At 43.2% G+C, this 17898-nt stretch carries 9 protein-coding genes; 1 reads left to right on the top strand and 8 read right to left on the bottom strand.

Features of this window, described 5'->3' with window-relative positions; all coding sequences use genetic code 11:
- Positions 1 to 35: 35 nt before the first annotated feature.
- Positions 36 to 2663 carry a permease prefix domain 2-containing transporter gene (locus K339_RS0110115; protein ID WP_051397923.1) on the bottom strand — a complete coding sequence of 876 codons (2628 nt, stop codon included), beginning with the start codon at positions 2661 to 2663 and terminating at the stop codon, positions 36 to 38.
- 45 nt (positions 2664 to 2708) lie between these two features.
- Positions 2709 to 3041 (bottom strand): PadR family transcriptional regulator, encoded by a 333-nt coding sequence (locus tag K339_RS0110110; RefSeq protein WP_028523464.1) that lies wholly within the window; start codon positions 3039 to 3041, stop codon positions 2709 to 2711.
- Positions 3042 to 3322: 281 nt separating this feature from the next.
- Here K339_RS0110110 and K339_RS0110105 point away from each other — a divergent pair, with 281 nt between their 5' ends.
- The gene (locus tag K339_RS0110105) at positions 3323 to 4180 is read left to right on the top strand and encodes a sugar phosphate isomerase/epimerase family protein (RefSeq protein ID WP_028523463.1); all 858 of its coding nucleotides are present in this window, start codon (positions 3323 to 3325) and stop codon (positions 4178 to 4180) included.
- Between the two features lie 59 nt (positions 4181 to 4239).
- Here K339_RS0110105 and K339_RS0110100 read toward each other — a convergent pair whose 3' ends face one another.
- The 6 genes from K339_RS0110100 to K339_RS0110075 form a co-directional block, all read right to left on the bottom strand.
- Complete coding sequence (locus K339_RS0110100) at positions 4240 to 6876, bottom strand: ABC transporter permease (RefSeq protein WP_084332176.1); 2637 nt, start codon at positions 6874 to 6876, stop codon at positions 4240 to 4242.
- An 8-nt stretch (positions 6877 to 6884) separates the two neighbouring features.
- Positions 6885 to 9254, bottom strand: coding sequence for an ABC transporter permease (locus K339_RS0110095; RefSeq protein WP_028523461.1), 2370 nt, complete (start codon positions 9252 to 9254; stop codon positions 6885 to 6887).
- Positions 9255 to 9348: 94 nt separating this feature from the next.
- Positions 9349 to 11955 carry an ABC transporter permease gene (locus tag K339_RS0110090; protein WP_084332175.1) on the bottom strand — a complete coding sequence of 869 codons (2607 nt, stop codon included), beginning with the start codon at positions 11953 to 11955 and terminating at the stop codon, positions 9349 to 9351.
- A gap of 8 nt (positions 11956 to 11963) precedes the next feature.
- Complete coding sequence (locus K339_RS0110085) at positions 11964 to 14600, bottom strand: ABC transporter permease (RefSeq protein ID WP_169731844.1); 2637 nt, start codon at positions 14598 to 14600, stop codon at positions 11964 to 11966.
- A 3-nt stretch (positions 14601 to 14603) separates the two neighbouring features.
- A complete protein-coding gene (locus K339_RS0110080; RefSeq protein ID WP_028523458.1) occupies positions 14604 to 14933 on the bottom strand; it encodes a helix-turn-helix transcriptional regulator in 330 nt (109 codons plus the stop codon).
- A 291-nt stretch (positions 14934 to 15224) separates the two neighbouring features.
- Positions 15225 to 17894, bottom strand: coding sequence for an ABC transporter permease (locus K339_RS0110075; protein ID WP_084332174.1), 2670 nt, complete (start codon positions 17892 to 17894; stop codon positions 15225 to 15227).
- Between the last annotated feature and the right edge of the window lie 4 nt (positions 17895 to 17898).

Below are 17898 nucleotides of genomic sequence, written 5' to 3'. Positions count from 1 at the left end.
TAGGACGTTGCATGCAACGTCCCTACGCGTGGTATTTATTCCGATTTCAACGATTTCACAGGATTCACCAAGGCGGCCTTGGTCGCTTCGTAAATTACTGTCAGGGTAGCGACAAACAGCGTGATGGCAATGGCTACTACGAATATCCAAGGCTGAATCGTGATGTGAAACTTAAAATCTTGCAGCCATTGATTCATAAACCACCACGCAATGGGCGCCGCAACCAGAAAGGCCACGACAATCAAACGGGCAAACTCTTTTCCAAAAATCCATAAAATCTGTGCGAGGCTACTGCCCAATACTTTCCGAATCCCAATTTCCTTGGTTTTCTGCGTTGCCATGAAACTCACTAATCCATAAAGCCCCAAACAGCCAATAAAGATGGCGATGATCGAAAACAGAGTCATCAATTTCAAAAACCGTTCTTCTGTTTCATAAAATTGAGCGATGCTTTCATCTAAAAACTCATACTCAAAAATCTGGTCGGGAAATTTTGCTGTCCATGCTTTTTCGATAGCGTTTAAGGTGGTTTTAGCTGTTGCCATAGTTAATTTAATGGCATAGTTTGAATAATCGTCTTTGTTAGTGGTGAGGGCTACCGCATTGATTTCTGCGTGAAAAGACAGATCGTGGAAGTCTTTGATAATACCGACAATAGGACCCCTCATTGAGCCTCCATTAGCTGCAATCACTTTCCCAATAGCTTCTTGAGGAGAACTGAAGTTGAGTTTTCGAGTAAAAGTCTCATTGACCAAAAATTCCTTTACTGAATCAGATGGAAAAAGATTTCTGCCAGCAACCAATTCCAAGTCAAAAGTGGACAGATAAGCCTCATCGCCCGCTTTCATATTTGTTCCGAAATTTACCTGTTCGGTCTGATTATCAAATCGGATAGTATTTGTCCAGATATTACCAGAAGAAGGTGCCGCCCGACAAAGTGATATTTTTTCTACACCAGCAATGGTTGAAAGGTCATGTTTCAATGACTTCATTTTTATATCCGTTGAGTCGGCTCCTACCTGAACCATAACAATGGCGTCTTTATCAAACCCCAAATCTGATTGCTTGGCATATTGCATCTGCCTGATAACTACCACCATACCAATAATCAGTACCTGTGAAATAGCAAATTGGGTAACGATCAATGCACGTCGTGTGTTGAAACCGCCAATGGTTTGATGAGACAATTTCCCTTTTAAGGCAATAACTGGTTGGAAACCCGCCAGAATAAGCCCGGGATAAGAACCCGCAAAAAAGGTAACAATCACTCCCAAAGCTACAATAAAAAGGGATAATTGGCTGTCCGAGAACAAGTTGAGTGACATTTGAGCGTCAAAAAAATCATTAGCATAAGGCAAGATTAAAAACGAAAGCAAAATTGCAATGACAACGCTAATCGCTGAAATAATGGCGGTTTCTGTAATAAATTGCCCGAAAAGCTGCCCTTTAAATCCTCCCAATACTTTCCGTACTCCTACTTCTTTTGACCTTTTAAGTGCTTGGGCGGTGGCTAAATTGATAAAATTTACACAGGCGGTTATGATTAAAAAAAAGCCGATGATGGATAGTATCCAGAGATTTTGTTTATCCATTGGCCCATCATAAAGTGTGCTGAAATGGATGTCAGATAAAGGCTGTAATTTATAATGGTGGACATTTTTGCTACTGGGACGGTACTTTTTGGGATAAGGAGCCATCGCATTTTCTGCTTGTGTTGCCGAAACATTAGGGCGAAGTAGCGTAAAACACTGCATCGCATCATCCACCCCTCCCCATGAATCATCACTTGCCAACCACGAATTGTATGATTTTAGGGTAGGATAAGAAACATAGATCTCGGTTTTTCTATCCGTGTTGGGGGGTAAATCTTTTAGAATTCCAGTTACGGTAAACACGATTCTATTTTCCAACCAAAACTCCTTACCAATCGGATTCTCGTCTCCAAAATACTTTTTGGCCATTTTTTGGGTCAAAATAGCGGTATTGGGTTCAACTAATACGGTGTTTTTGTTTCCCTGAAGCAAAGGATAATTGAAAATATCAAAGAAACTTGGCTCGGTAAAAGCAATTCCTTCTGGCTCTTTTAACTTTATTAGTTCACTCCCTTTTTTTAAAATAATGAGACGGTCGGTAACAGTAGCTATTCGGGCTGTTTTCTCACCAAAAGAGTGCTCATTTCTAACAACCTGTCCCAAAGGAGCTGGTACACCTCGATCATAGGAAACATTCTCCATGTGCATTTCAGTGACAATACGGTATATTCTATCTGAGTTTTTGTGAAAATTGTCAAAACTCAGATGATAGTTGACCAACGTAAAAATGAGGATTCCACATGTCATGCTCAAAGCCAAGCCTAACACATTAATAAAAGCGTAAGCTTTGTTGCGTTGGAGATTTCGGTAGGCGATTTTGAAATAGTTGCGTATCATATTGAGGCTGAATAAATAGGTTTGAGGGTATTGAGAAGGTTTACGTTTGATATACCGTGGCTGTAAAAAGCCCAGCACATCGCGCCAATAGCGCCATCGCGCACGCCGTATCCCTACGCGCTCAACTTGGTACTCAAACTCTTCGTGCAAATCTCCCTGCACTTCTTCTAATAAATGAGGTGCGCAGAAAAACTGCAAAAAGCGGTCGGCAAGGCCAGGTGGTTGGTGCTGCATGGAGTTTAGTCTTTTGTCATGGCGACGATAGGGGGCATTGAAAGTTTACACAGAAAATTTGAGCGTGGGCGTTAGACGCTGCCAAAAACTCGCTCTTACCTCTTGGATTTCATGCAGCGTTCGCTGACCGAAGGCCGTCACCGAAAACAAGCGCTTACGGCGTCCGCCGCGCTCGTTGGTAGGCTCTCCCATTTCCGAACGAACCATTCCTTTTTCTTCGAGCCGTTGCAAGGCCGAATGCACTTGATTCAAGCGAACGCTGCGGTCGGTTTGTTCAATGATTTCGTGCATCAGCAATACCCCGTAGGCTTGGCCGTTGAGTACAGCCACGGCGAGTAAAACGATTTCTTCAAATTCTCCTAAGTACGTCCGTTTCATTCGATGTTGATTATTTCTATTTTTGCTGATAAAATACCTTGCCAGCAACAAAAAATGAGACAATCATTTGATTTTCAACAATATAAATAACATACAAGTTTATTTTGTTTGTCCATAATCGGACACGTTTGTACGCGTTAGGACAGTGATGTTTGACTTTGTTACTCTTCAAGAAGGAACACAGATGCCCCAGATTCCTTTGGAAACACGGATAAAACCCCTTCCCAAAGGGTAAAGAGGGCTGCCTCCTTACTTTTGTCCAAAAACAAATCATTGATTTTATGAAACATACTGCCAAATACTTCTTGTGCGGACTGTTGCTTTCGCTAGGCGCATTTTCTGTTCAAGCACAAAAAAATCCTGAGGACAAAGCAGGCTGGCGTTTAGGCGCTCAATCGTACTCGTTTCGTTTGTTTTCCTTTGCCGACGCACTGCGCAAAATCGACAGCTGCGGCCTGAAATACGTCGAGGCGTTTCCAGGGCAGACCATTGGGGGCGGTATTGAGGGAAAAATGGATTTTACGATGGATGCGGCCAAGCGTCAACAAGTAAAAAAACTCATCAAAGACAAGGGCATTACCATTGTGGCCTACGGGGTAGTGGGTGCCAAAACAGAAGAAGAATGGAGAACTTTGTTTGAGTTTGCCAAAGACATGGGCGTGCTCAATATCAACTCGGAGCCCTCGGCAGCCCAAATGCCCATGATTCGGAAGTTGGCGGAAGAATACAAAATCAACGTAGCGTTGCACAACCACCCAAAACCTTCACGCTACTGGCATCCCGACACGGTGATTGCGGCCATTGCAGGTAGTAAATACGTAGGAGCTTGCGCCGATATTGGCCACTGGGTACGTTCAGGACTTGACCCCGTCGAGTGTTTGAAAAAATTGAACGGACACGTGATTGGTATGCACTTCAAAGATGTGAAAAAAGATACGCCCGACGGCAAGTACCACGACGTGATTTGGGGAACGGGAGATTGTAAAGTGGAAGCGGTACTTGGTGAATTAAAACGCCAAAAATTCAAAGGCCCGATTTCGGCCGAATACGAGTACCACTGGGAAAACAACGGCCCCGAAATCGCCGAAAGTGCGAAAAACTTCCGCGAAATTTATACGCGGGTGAAAGCCTCGCAGTAAAAAGGCAAAGTAGCCAGACGTTCCAAGTTGTTGAGACTTGGAACGTCTGGCTTTTAAAATCACTCTGATTTTAAACTCTTCACAGGGTTCATCAGCGCCGCTTTGATGGTCTGAAAACTGACGGTCAAAAGGGTAATTAGCAAAGCCCCTGCGCCCGTCAAGGCAAAAACCCACCACGAAATTTCGGTGTGATAGGTGTATTTCTGTAGCCATTGACCCATAAAATAATACGCAATAGGCGACGCAATAAACAACGAAAGAACCACCAACACCACAAAATCTTTCGACAATAATCCCCACAAATTGGCAGTCGTTGCCCCAAGTACCTTGCGTACTCCCATTTCTTTGGTACGTTGCTCGGCCACAAATGACGCCAACCCAAACAAGCCCAAACAACTGATGAATATCGCTAAAATGGCAAAAATGGAGGCTATTTTGCCCAAACGTTCTTCATTCGCAAATTTTTTGGCGTATTCTTCATCCACAAATTTGTAATCAAACGGCACCGCAGGATTGTACTTTTGAAATACCTCGGCTATTTTGCCAACGGCGGTAGAAGTGGCCATTGTTTGGTTTAGTTTGATGTTAATCGTGTATTGGTTGTTGTAATCCAACAAAAACACCGTAGGTAATATCGGCTCAAAGGGCGAACCCATCACAATGTCTTTGATGACACCAATCACCTCGTAGCTTTTTCCGTTCCACTTTACCGTTTCATTAATGGGGTTTTTCAAGCCCATGTACTTTACGGCCGTCTCATTGATGACAATGGCCGAAGAGTCTGTTGAAAACTTTTTGGAAAAATCGCGTCCTTCCCGAAACCGCCACCCTACGATTTTACTGTAATCGTGCGTCACTCGGAAAGTCGCAAAATTATCTTCAAAACCTGGGGCTTTACCTTTCCATTCAAACCCACTTTGGTTTTCCCACACATCCGTAATGGGAGAAGAAGAGATTGCCAAATTAGTTACTGCGCCCGATTGAAGCAGCTCATTTTTAATCACTTCGTAGTTTTGGTAAAGGTCGGGCGTAATCATATAGACGGCCATTAGCCCTTCTTTATCGTAACCCACGTTTCGGTTTTTTGCGTGCTGGATTTGGAGATAAACAACACTCGTACCAATGATTAGCACAATGGAAACCGTAAACTGTATCACTACCAAAATTTTTCGTGGCGTCGGTGCAAAGGCTCCTCTCCGCCAACGCGACGATGGAAAACCGATTCCTTTGAGCACTTTTATTGGCTGAAAAGAAGATAAGTAAAACGCAGGATAACTCCCTGCCAATAAGCCAGTAAATACGCTAAAGCCCAGTACCGACAGCCAAAAAACAGGGTTTAACCACAAAATCGTTATCTCTTTGTCGGCCAACTCATTGAAAAAAGGCAAAGCAAGTTGCACCAAAAGCAACGCAAAACCCAATGCAATAAAAACAACCAAGAACGATTCGCCGAAAAACTGTGCAATCAATTGTTGGCGAAGCGATCCCATCGACTTCCGAATCCCGACTTCTTTGGCGCGCTTTTCGGAACGTGCTGTACTCAGGTTCGTAAAATTGATGCAAGCCAACAACAGCACAAACACCCCAATGATGCCATACAACCAAATAAATTCAAGTTGGTCGCTCATCACGCTTTTTCGGTTGGCAAACTTGGAATACAAGTGCCATTGGCACATCGGGTGCACAAACAATTCGGGATTGTACGCGACGCGTTTTGCATCCAAATGCTTCCGTTTTATGTCTTTAATTTTGGCCGAAACACCCGCAAAATCAACGTTAGGAGCAAGCTGAACATAAATCTTGTAGGAGTTATCGTTCCAATCGTTTTCTTGCTCTTTCATAAAAGTCATAAAAGAAGCCAGTAAATCCCACGGCCCGATAAAGGTCAGGTCTTGAAATTCCGAATTTTTGGGCAAATCCTTATATACACCCGCCACTTTTGCCTCCATCCGATTTTTTATCTTTACAATTTTATCCAACGGATTTTCATCACCAAAAAGCTTTTTAGCGAGCGATTCAGAAAGTAAAATCGAATGAGGGTCTTTGAGCCCCGCGCGAGTTCCATACACCATATCCAACCCAAACAGTTCGGGCGCATCGGGCTGCATAAAACTGCCTGATTGAAAGAATTTTTTGTCTCCCGAGAGTATCGCATACTTCTGCGTAGAGGTAGTCATGGCAATATATTTAAAATCAGAACCATACGAAGCGCGCAGCTCGGCGGCCAACGGAATCGGGTTCGTCATATACGTCCCTTCGCCATTATGCACCATTATTCGGCCAATACGGTCGTGGTTTTTGAAGTTTTTATTAAAACTCAGTTCATCCCACACCCAAAGCCCAATGAGCATTGCCACGGCCATACCCGTCGCCAAACCGAAGATATTGATAAACGAGTAACCTTTGTATTTCAACAGGTTACGAAAAGCGATTTTGAAATAATTGCGTATCATAGCGGGGCTGTAGGTGTAAGAAGTTGAATACTTAGAATCGGCGAGAAAACGACGTTTCAGAAAATAAGGACGACAAAAACGGATGACTTCAAAGAAATACATCCAACGGGCTTTTTGCGCTCCAAGCTCTTCGACCTGAAACGCAAACTGCTCGTACAAATCCCCCAACAGTTCTTCGTAAAGTTCTGAAGGGAGAAATCGTTTGACCAGAGCGTCAAGCCAAGCGGGTGGGGTGTTTTGCATTGGCTTGTTTATTCTGATTTTAAGCTCTTTACAGGGTTCATCAAAGCGGCTTTGATGGCTTGAAAGCTAACCGTTAATAAGGTAATTATTAATGCTCCCGCACTTGCAGCTACAAAAATCCACCACGAAATCTCGGTGCGGTAGGTGTATTTTTGCAACCATTCGTTCATAAAATAGTAGGCAATCGGCGCGGCAATGACGCAGGATATAATGACTAATGCCACGAAATCTTTGGAGAGCAGTTGCCAAAGATTGGTGACTGTGGCACCCAACACTTTTCGAATTCCGATTTCTTTGGTACGTTGTTCCGCTACAAAAGAGGCTAATCCAAAAAGCCCTAAACAGGAAATAAAAATGGCAAGGAGGGTAAAAAGACTTATCAAACTTGACATTCTTTGCTCTCTAAAAAACTTTTTATTAAAATCTCTATCGGCAAAAAGGTAGTTGAAGTCGCCTCCCGGGTCATATGTCTTTAACACTTTTTCCATTCTGGCTACTGATTCTGATGCACTTAGTTCAGGCTTTAACTTTATGGTTATGAAAGGTGCATTCGCTTTGATCATTTCAAAAACCGTGGGACGAACTGGCTCAAAAGGTGAATCCATCACAATGTTTTGCACTACACCTACAACCATTAGCGGCTTTCCATCTTTTCTTATCAATTGGTTAACAGGGTTTTTCAAACCCATTAGTTTTACCGCTGCTTCGTTCAAAATTACGGCAGTCGAATCGTCGCTAAAGTTTCTTGAAAAATCTCGCCCTGCTGTAATTTTCCAATCAATGGTTTTCCCAAATTCAGGGGTAACATGTAACGAAACTAAATCTTCGGCATTGGCGCTTTTTTCTGGCCAGCTATAATGACTTGAATAATGCCAAGACTCAGAGATTGGACTGTTGATTTCAGCCATTTCTACCACCGCCCCAGAGTTGAGTAAATCTTGGCGCATGGCATAAAAATTACCCCTTAATGCGTCATTATTTTTGCGTATTTGTACCAATCCTTTGGTATCATAACCCAATGGACGGTTTTTAGTAAACCAGATTTGTTTATAGATAATTGTTGTCGAAATAATCAATGCAATAGAAATACTAAACTGAAAAACCACTAATCCTTTTCTTGAAAATAACTCAAAGGTGCTGCTTTGCAATTTACCTTTCAGTACTTTAACTGGATGAAAAGAAGAGAGATACAATGCTGGGTAGCTTCCTGCAACAACTATCGCTGCCCCAGAAAATAAAGCAATCGATAACCAAAAAAGTAGATTTTCCCAAGGAAATTCAATTTGTTTTTCGGCCAATTGGTTAAAAAAAGGCAAGGCAAGTTGAGCTAAAATCAATGCCAACGAAGTACTTAATACGATTGTTAAAAACGTTTCGGCGTAAAACTGAGCGATAATTTGACCTCTGTTTGAGCCTATTGCTTTACGAACCCCGATTTCTTTCGAGCGTTTTTCGGACCGAGCAGTACTTAGATTCATGAAATTAATGGCTGCTAATACGATAGTCAACAAGCCAATGAAGCCCAAAATTAAAATAGTATCTTTCCCTGTAGCAACTGGAAGACCATCTTTATATTCGGGATATAAGTGCCAGGTCGCCATCGGGTATAAAAACAAAGAAGGCTTTGAAGGGTCTTTGGTGACCTTATAGATTTCATCTTTTATCAATGCAGAAGCCTGTTCTGCCGAAACATTTTTGGCCAATTTCACATAGATTGGAAAGGAGTTTTCGTCCCAAAGAGTTTTGGCATTGACCCAATCTTCTTTTTGTAAATAAGAGTCCATGGATGCATAAAATGAAGTACTACGGTAAGTAGCATTTTGCGGCAAAGATTTGAATATCCCTACGATTTTGAATGGTGCATTTTTATCTAAATAAATGGTTTTATTTACCGCGCTTTTGTCGCCAAATAAAGCGTCTTCTGTTTTGTCAGAAATCAATATTTCAAATGGTGCTAAGGGAAACTTTGGGGAGCCTCCCAGTATCTCTAAATCCAAAATTTCTTCACCTCCTGGTTCCATAAAAAGCCCTCTTTTTATGATGGTTTTATCCTCAAATGTCAAGCTCTTTTCTCCCCCATAACTTGAAGCCACTACTTCGTCAAAATAATTACCATACGATTCTCTTAATTTAGCAGCCAGCGGAAGTGACATGGACTGTTCGGTAATAATATTGTTATTGAAGCTTCGATTTTTCTGCAACAAAGCAATGCGGTCGTAGTTTTTATGGTATTTGTTGTAGGACAACTCATCCCAGACCCAAAGTCCAATGAGCATCGCCACGGCCATGCCCGTCGCCAAACCGAAGATGTTGATAAATGAATAACCTTTGTATTTCAACAGGTTACGAAAAGCGATTTTGAAATAATTGCGTAGCATAAGCCCCCTGTCCCCCAAAGGGGGAATTTAAACGTTATAAAAAATACCTCCGAACTTTGGTTTTAAGCCCCCATCGGGGGTTTGGGGGCTGTTTTTATTCTGATTTTAAGCTCTTTACAGGATTCATCAACGCCGCTTTGATGGCTTGAAAACTGACGGTTAGCAGGGTGATTATCAATGTTGCTACACCCGTTGCCGCAAAAATCCACCATGAAATAGTTGTCCGATAGCTGTATTTCTGAATCCAATTTTCCATCAAATAATAAGCAATGGGCGAAGCTATAAAAAGAGAGACAAAGACTAACTGAACGAAGTCTTTGGACAGTAATCCCCACAAATTGATGACAGTTGCTCCCATTACTTTACGTACGCCAATTTCTTTGGTACGTTGTTCCGCCACAAACGACGCCAAACCAAATAAGCCTAAGCAGGAAATAAAAATAGCGAGAAGAGCAAAGAAGGTAGCCAATTTGCCAATACGCTCTTCTTCTGCAAATTTTTTGGCGTATTCTTCGTCTGCAAATCGGTAGTTGAAAGCCGAATTAGGAGCAAATTTTTTAAAGACCGCTTCTATTTTTTTGATGGCTGTAACAACGGAAGTTGCAGCAGACAGTTTAAAGTTGATGACATTAAATGACCGTTCTTTGTCGTTCATCATAAATACTGTAGGAACAGCGGGTTCAAACGGCGATTTCATCACCATATCTTTTACAACACCGATGATTTTCCAGTTTTTACCATGCCATTTTACGATTTCACCAATCGGCTCTTTTAGTCCCATTTGTTTAATAGCCGCTTCATTGAAGACAAAACTCAGCGAATCGGTTGAGAATTGATTGGAAAAACTACGCCCTTCTTTGAGTTTCCATTCCACTACATTACCGAAATTTGGATCAATCAACACCGTTCCAAATATTTCTTGCCGATTGGGGTCTTTACCCTTCCAATCTAAATTATCGGCAGAAGACCAAATTCCAGTTGTTGGGTTCGAGGACGCCGTCATCTGAACTACAGCGTTGGTACGCATAATTTCATCTCGAAACACATTGTAATTGGTGATTTCAGAGGAGTTGAAAGGAATGGATAGAATACCATTACGATTGTAACCAATCGGGCGATTTTTAGCATATTGGATTTGTTGAAATACAACTAGGGTTCCGATAATCAAGGTGATAGATACCGTGAATTGAACTACCACCAAAGCTTTGCGAGGAAAAGATGCTAAGCGCCCCACTCGAAAGCTACCCCCTTTCAACACTTTAATTGGCTGAAAAGAAGACAAATAAAGTGCTGGGTAGCTGCCAGCAATCAGACCAGTAAGTAAAGTAAAACCAAGACTAAACAACCAAAAGAGAGGGGTGGACCACAAAAGAAACATTTCTTTCGCGGCCACTTCGTTGAAGGTCGGCAAGATGAGTTGCACAAAAAGTAGAGACAATCCAAAAGCAAAGGTCACCACTAACATAGATTCGCTGAAAAACTGCCCGATTAATTGCCTCCTTTCCGAACCGACTGTCTTACGAATACCCACTTCTTTGGCTCGTTTTTCAGAGCGAGCTGTGTTTAGATTCATAAAATTAATACAAGCCAACAGCAAGACAAAAATGCCAATAATCCCGAATAACCACACAAATTCAAGCCTGCCGCCTACATTTACTCCATTTTTAAATTGATACAAATGCCATTTCTCCATTGGATACAGAAAGAGCACGGGTTTGGCAGCATCTTGATTATGCTCGTATAGGACAGTCTTAATTTTAGAGGAAATAAACTCGGTACTACTATTGGGTGGAAGAAGCGCATAAATTTGAAAAGAGCTACTATACCAGTTATTGATATTGGCCTTGTTGTTACCAAAAAGTAAATCAATAGGAGCAATAAAATGCAGGTCATAAAACCGTGTATTTTTAGGCAAATCCTTATAGACACCAGCCACTTGCACGTTGTAAGCGTTATTCAATTTTATAATTTTATGAATAGGGTCATTATCCCCAAAAATTGCTTTTGCCAGCGACTCGCTGATTAATAGCTCATTAGGGTTTAGGGCTGATTTTGAACCTTTCTTCATGTCGAGGCTGATAATGTCGGTAAATTGAGACTCTGCATAGCAACCTAATTTTGTAAAAGCATTCTCATCAAACGAAATAACCTGCTCATAGGTTAGGGTAGAAGCAACTTTCTCAAAGTCATTGCCAAACTTATTCCGAAGTTCAGCCGATAATGGTATAGGTAGCGCCGATTCTGTAGAGATACCCTCCCCAATATTGGTATGTTCCATTACCTGTACAATACGGTCGTAATGTTGGTGATATTTTTCAAAACTCAATTCATCCCACACCCAAAGTCCAATCAGCATCGCCACGGCCATACCCGTCGCTAAACCGAAGATGTTGATAAACGAATAACCTTTGTATTTCAACAGGTTACGAAAAGCGATTTTGAAATAATTGCGTATCATAGTGGGGCTGTAGGTGTAAGAGGTTGAATATTTAGAATCGGCGCGAAAACGGCGTTTCAGAAAATAAGGGCGACAAAAGCGTAACACTTCAAAGAAATACATCCAACGGGCTTTTTTCGCTCCAAACTCCTCGGCCTGAAAGGCAAACTGCTCGTGCAAATCCCCCAACAGCTCTTCGTAGAGCTCTGCAGGAAGAAATCGTTTGACCAGAGCGTCAAGCCAAGCGGGTGGGGTGTCTTGCATTGGCTTGTTTATTCTGATTTTAAACTTTTTACAGGATTCATCAACGCCGCTTTGATGGCTTGAAAGCTGACGGTTAGTAGGGTGATTATCAAAGCACCAACTGCGGCCAACGCAAAAATCCACCACGAAATCTCGGTGCGATATTCGTATTTGTGCAGCCAACCGTTGAGGAAATACCACGCAATCGGCGTAGAAATAAGGCAGGAGATAATCACCAACACGACAAAATCCTTAGACAATAAGCCCCAAAGATTGGGAACAGTAGCTCCAAGTACTTTTCGGATACCGATTTCTTTGGTGCGTTGCTCGGCCACAAACGATGCCAATCCAAATAGCCCCAAACAGGAAATAAAAATAGCCAATGCCGCAAAAATCCCCGCTAACTGACCAATGCGCGTTTCGGTCGCAAATTTTCGCTCGTATTCTTGGTCAGAGAATTTATAGTCGAATGGACTAGCTGGATTAAGTTTTTGAAATACAGCTTCTATTCTTTTGAGTGATTCGGTGGCACTTAGTGCTGGATTTAACTTGATATTGATAATCCCCGCCCAATTATAGTCCATCATAAAAACAGTCTGATAAACGGGTTCAAAAGGAGAACCCATGACCATATCCTTCACAACGCCCACAATTTGAAAAGGCTTTCCATTCCACTTCATAATTTTACCTACTGGGTTCTTTAGTCCCATGTAGCGCACGGCGGTTTCGTTGAGTACCATACCCGACGAATCAGTCGAGAATTTTCGAGAAAAATCCCTGCCCTGCACAAATTGCCACCCGACTGTTTTTCCAAAATCGTGCGTTACCGCAATGGTTCCAAAGCTATCCTTAAAGTTGGGGTCTTTGCCTTCCCACTCAAAGCCGCCGTTTTGTGAGTTTAAATCCGTAGCAGGGGCAGACGAGGTGGACATTTCGACCGCTCCACCACTTTTTATAAGCGCGTCTCGGAGAGTATTGTAGTTTTGGTATAACTCAGGCGTATTCATTGTCACCGTAATCAGGCCATTGCGGTCGTATCCAATCGGGCGATTTTTGGCATGTTGAATTTGGCGAAGTACAATCGTCGTCCCAACAATGAGTGTCACCGACACCGTAAACTGCATTACTACCAACACTTTACGAGGTACGGCAGCAAAACGCCCTGCTCTGAATGTGCCTTTTAGCACTTTTACTGGTTGGAAAGAAGACAAATATAATGAAGGATAACTGCCAGCAATCAAGCCTGTCAGGATGCTAAAGCCAATGCCCAACAACCAAAAAATAGGATTAGTCCATAAAAGCGTTAGCTTTTTGTCGGCCACTTCGTTAAAAATCGGGAGTAGCAAAAGCACCAATACCAAAGAGACACCAAAAGCACAGGCCACTACCAACAGCGACTCACTGAAAAATTGGCTGATTAACTGCGAACGAACCGAACCGACCGCTTTGCGAATCCCCACTTCTTTGGCCCGCTTTTCAGAACGAGCCGTACTCAAATTCATAAAGTTGATGCAAGCCAACAACAGCACAAAAACGCCAATGATACCAAACAGCCAAACGTACTGAATGCGCCCGTCTGGTTCACCCGTTTTTTTCCAACCCGTATATAAATGCCATTGGCTCATGGGATGGAGAAATATTTCATTTTTAAAGACGGCGACTTCTGGAACATGCTTTATTTTCACGCCTTTGATTTTTTCCGTAATCATCTTAAAATCAGTATTAGGTGCAATCTGAGCCAGCATTTGCCACGAATTATTATTCCATTCGGCATTGTCTTTTGCACGCTTCACCCAACCTTCTGTCGAAGCATAGAGATCCCAGGGGGCAATGAAGGTCATGTCTCTAAACTCGGTATTATAGGGCAAATCTTCATACACACCCGTTACTTTGACGTCTAATCTGTTGTCGATTTTTACAATTTTCTCCAGGGGGTCGTTATCACCGAAAAGCGCCGCTGCTACCGATTCAGACAATAAAATAGAATTGGGGTCTTTTAAGCCGTTTCGAGCGCCTTTGGTCATTTTTAAGCTAAACATATCGGGCGCTTCGGGGCTTAGGTAGTTGCCCAATTTGGTAAATTTCTTTTCACCATACGCCAAGATATGCTCTCTTGTCCAAGAGGACATAATTATGTGGGTAAAATCAGTGCCATACACAGTGCGTAGTTCATTTTCCAACGGAATAGGCATGTGGCCTCCTGCGCCGAACTCACCGTTATATGTACCGCTTTGCATCACTTTCGCAATGCGGTCGTAGTTTTTATGGTATTTGTTGTAGGACAACTCATCCCACACCCAAAGTCCAATCAGCATCGCCACGGCCATGCCCGTCGCCAAACCGAAGATATTGATAAACGAGTAACCTTTGTATTTCAACAGGTTACGAAAAGCGATTTTGAAATAATTGCGTATCATAGTGGGGCTGTAGGTGTAAGAGGTTGAATATTTAGAATCGGCGCGAAAACGACGTTTCAAAAAATAGGGGCGACAAAAGCGTAACACTTCAAAGAAATACATCCAACGGGCTTTTTGCAGGCCAAGCACCTCGGCTTGAAAGGCAAACTGCTCGTGCAAATCCCCCAACAGTTCTTCGTAAAGCTCCGCAGGGAGGAGCCAACCCAAAAATCGGTCGGCCCAGCGGGGTGGATTGGGTTGTTTTTCCATCACTCAAGAAAATGAAGGGTTTGGAATAGCGTCCCACAGCTCGTTGCGCACTTGTCGCATTTCGGCCAAGGTACGTTTACCCAAGGCCGTGATGCGGAAAAAGCGCTTTCGACGCCCGCCACGCTCGGAAGTAGCTCCCCCCAGCTCAGATACAACAAAGCCTTTTTCCTCCAAGCGATACAACGCAATGTGTACCCCACTCAAACTAATGAGGCGGTTGTTCATGCGTTGTTTCAACTCCGCCGCAATCGTGACGCCGTAAGCCGTTCCTTCCAGCACCGCAACTGTGAGTAAAACCAATTCTTCAAATTCACCTAAGTAAGAGCGCCCCATGGGTATGTTAGCGTGTTTTAGTATTTTATTATTATTTGCTAAACAAATAACCATGCCATGAAAAAAACAGCCCCAAAAAGAGCTGTTTTCAAAAATCAGTGTCCGAAATCGTACAGAAATTGTCCGTTGGTGACCAAAGACTTTCCAAGTTTGGATGTTATCGTTTTTGAAACTTGGAAAGTCTATCCGTCTATAAAAAAGACTTTCCAAGTTCATCCAAACTTGGAAAGCCTATCCGTCGATGAAAAAAGACCTTCCAAGTTTTTGAAACTTGGAAGGTCTATCGCCTTATTACTCCGCCTTTAAACTCTTCACGGGATTTACCAAAGCCGCCTTAATAGCCAAATAACTGACTGTCAGGGCTGCTACGACCGTAGCCAGCACCCCCGCCAGCGCAAAAGCCCACCACGGCAGGTCGATTCGGTAGGCAAAGTCGCGTAGCCATTGACTCATGGTATAACCCGCAATCGGCGATGCAATGAGGGTGGCGACAAGAATTAATTTGAGGTAATCGGTCAATAACAAGGTCACAATTCCCGTCACGGAAGAACCCAGTACTTTGCGAACCCCAATTTCTTTGGTGCGTTGGTGGGTGGTGAAGGCCGCCAATCCGAATAATCCCAAACAGGCAATCAGCACGGCTAATCCTGCAAAAACGGCAAATAACTGGCTGATATGCTGCTCTGACTGGTACATTTTGCTAAAACGTTCGTTTAAGAACGAATACGCAAACGGATTATCGGTAGTGGCTTTCCATTGTTGTTCTATCTTTTGGAGAAGCCTCGGAATGTCGTTGGTCTGAATCCGTAATGCAAGCTGATCGTTGTCTTTCCCGTAGAAAATAACCAAGGGAGCGATGTGCTGGTGCATGGATTCAAAATGAAAATCTTTAACCACGCCTACCACCGTGTAGGTATGTTTACTGCCCTCTGAGCCGTCGCCTACGGTAGAAATTTGCTGACCAATCGGATTTTTGAAACCATAAGTCCGAACGGCGGCTTCGTTGAGCAAAACTGAAGAGTTTTCGGTGGAAAAAGCTTTGGAAAAATTACGCCCCTGCGCCAAGTCAATCCCCAAGGTAAGTAGGTAATCTTCGTCGATGTAGTAACCTTTTGTGCGATGGTTTCCTGTGCGTGTTCCGTCTCGAAACTGAATTCCATCCACGCTTTGGCTGGTATGCCCCGCTGGCAAGAAACCAGCAGATGCCACTTTCACAACCGATGACAATTTCGCCAGTTCGACTTTAAATGCCTCAGCTTTAGTACCTAACACGTGCGTATCGTGCAGCACCAGTACTTGCTCTCGGTCAAATCCCACTTTTTTGTTTTGCATAAATTGTATTTGACGATTGGCCACGATGGTCGCAACAATCATCCCAATGGAGACCACAAACTGCGTGGTTACTAAGGCATTGCGCAACCAACCACTCCGCCCACCAATTTGTAGCTTGCCTTTTAACACCGTAATGGGTTTGAAAGAGGCCAGTACAAACGCGGGATAACTTCCCGCCAACAAACCAATCACCAATGAACACACTACCGCTCCCATCAGAAGGCGTCCATTGACCAAGTCGCTAACGGTAAACTGTTTGCCCGATAACACATTGAAACTGGGTAAAAGCAAAAAAACCAAAACCAGTGCCAGCACCAAAGCAAAAAAAGTAAGCAAGACCGATTCGGTCAGAAACTGACTAACCAATTGCGTCCGTACCGAGCCCAATACCTTGCGTATTCCGACTTCTTTGGAGCGACTGGCCGAACCTGCCGTCGATAAATTGGTAAAATTGATGCAGGCCAGTAACAGAATAAAAAACGCAATGGCCGAAAAGATATAAACGTATTTGGCATCGCTGTTGGCTTCTAATTCATCGTCCAAATCAGAATGTAAATGAATATCCGTAATCGGTTGAAATTGAAAGCCAAAACGGTTGCCTTTTTTCTGAAATTCGGTAAATTCCATGCCAAAAAACTCTTTGATTTCGGGTGCAATGTACTTACTAACAAACCCCCGACTGATGGTTTCCACCTGTGCGAGGGAATGTCCTTCCCGAAGTCGTACGTACGTATAAGCGCCACTCGCCAGCCATTTATTCCCCGTTTTGACCGATTCAAACGAACCAAACATATCGTAGTGAAAATGGGTGTTGGAGGGAACATCTTCACAAACCCCCGTTACTCGAAAAAGCCCTAAATTGCCTAACGAAAGCGATTGACCAATCGGATCTTGTGTACCAAAATATTTATGAGCAATTGTTTTCGTAAGGATCAGCGTATTGGGTTCAACAAGTGCCGTTTTGGGATTTCCTTTGACGATTGGAATGGTGAAAACAGAAAAAAAGTTGGAGTCAACAAAGGCAATTTTTTCTTCTTTTATGATGTCCTGACCATGTTTGACCAAAAAAGCCCCTTCTTTCCGCAGTCGCGTAACGGCCTCTACGCCTGGCGAATCGCGCAAGAGCGCCTGCCCCGCAGGGCCACTTGAGTAAGCTAAATTAATGTCTTTGTTGTCCATTCGAGCGTGCATGGTCATTCGATAGATGCGGTCTGCGTGCGCATGGTAGCTGTCGTAGCTCAATTCGTGCAAAACATAGAGTACAATCAACAGGCAAGAAGCGAGTCCTACCGATAAACCGACGATGTTGATGGCTGTAAATGCCTTCTGCCGCCACAAATTGCGGAAAGCGATGGTTAAATAATTGGATAACATGACTGTAGAGGGTTGATTGGAATAACTGGATTTGACGGTTTGTCGTTTGGTAAAAAATGGAGTAAGGCAATGGAATACAGCCCACAGGTACTCGCGGCGGGCGCGAGCGATGCCGACTTTTGCTACTCGCTTATGAAAGTTTTCGTGCAGGTCACCCTGAATATATTCCAGTAAATGCGGTGCAACAAACCATTCCAAAAGCTGATCGGCCCAGCGGGGAGGTTGGTCTGGCAAAGGGTTGGTTGACTTTTTCATACGG

Source organism: Runella limosa DSM 17973, assembly GCF_000482465.1.
Taxonomy (GTDB): Bacteria; Bacteroidota; Bacteroidia; order Cytophagales; family Spirosomataceae; genus Runella; species Runella limosa.
The sequence above is the reverse complement of the archived record's forward strand: the minus strand, read 5'-3'. Positions and strand labels throughout refer to the sequence as shown.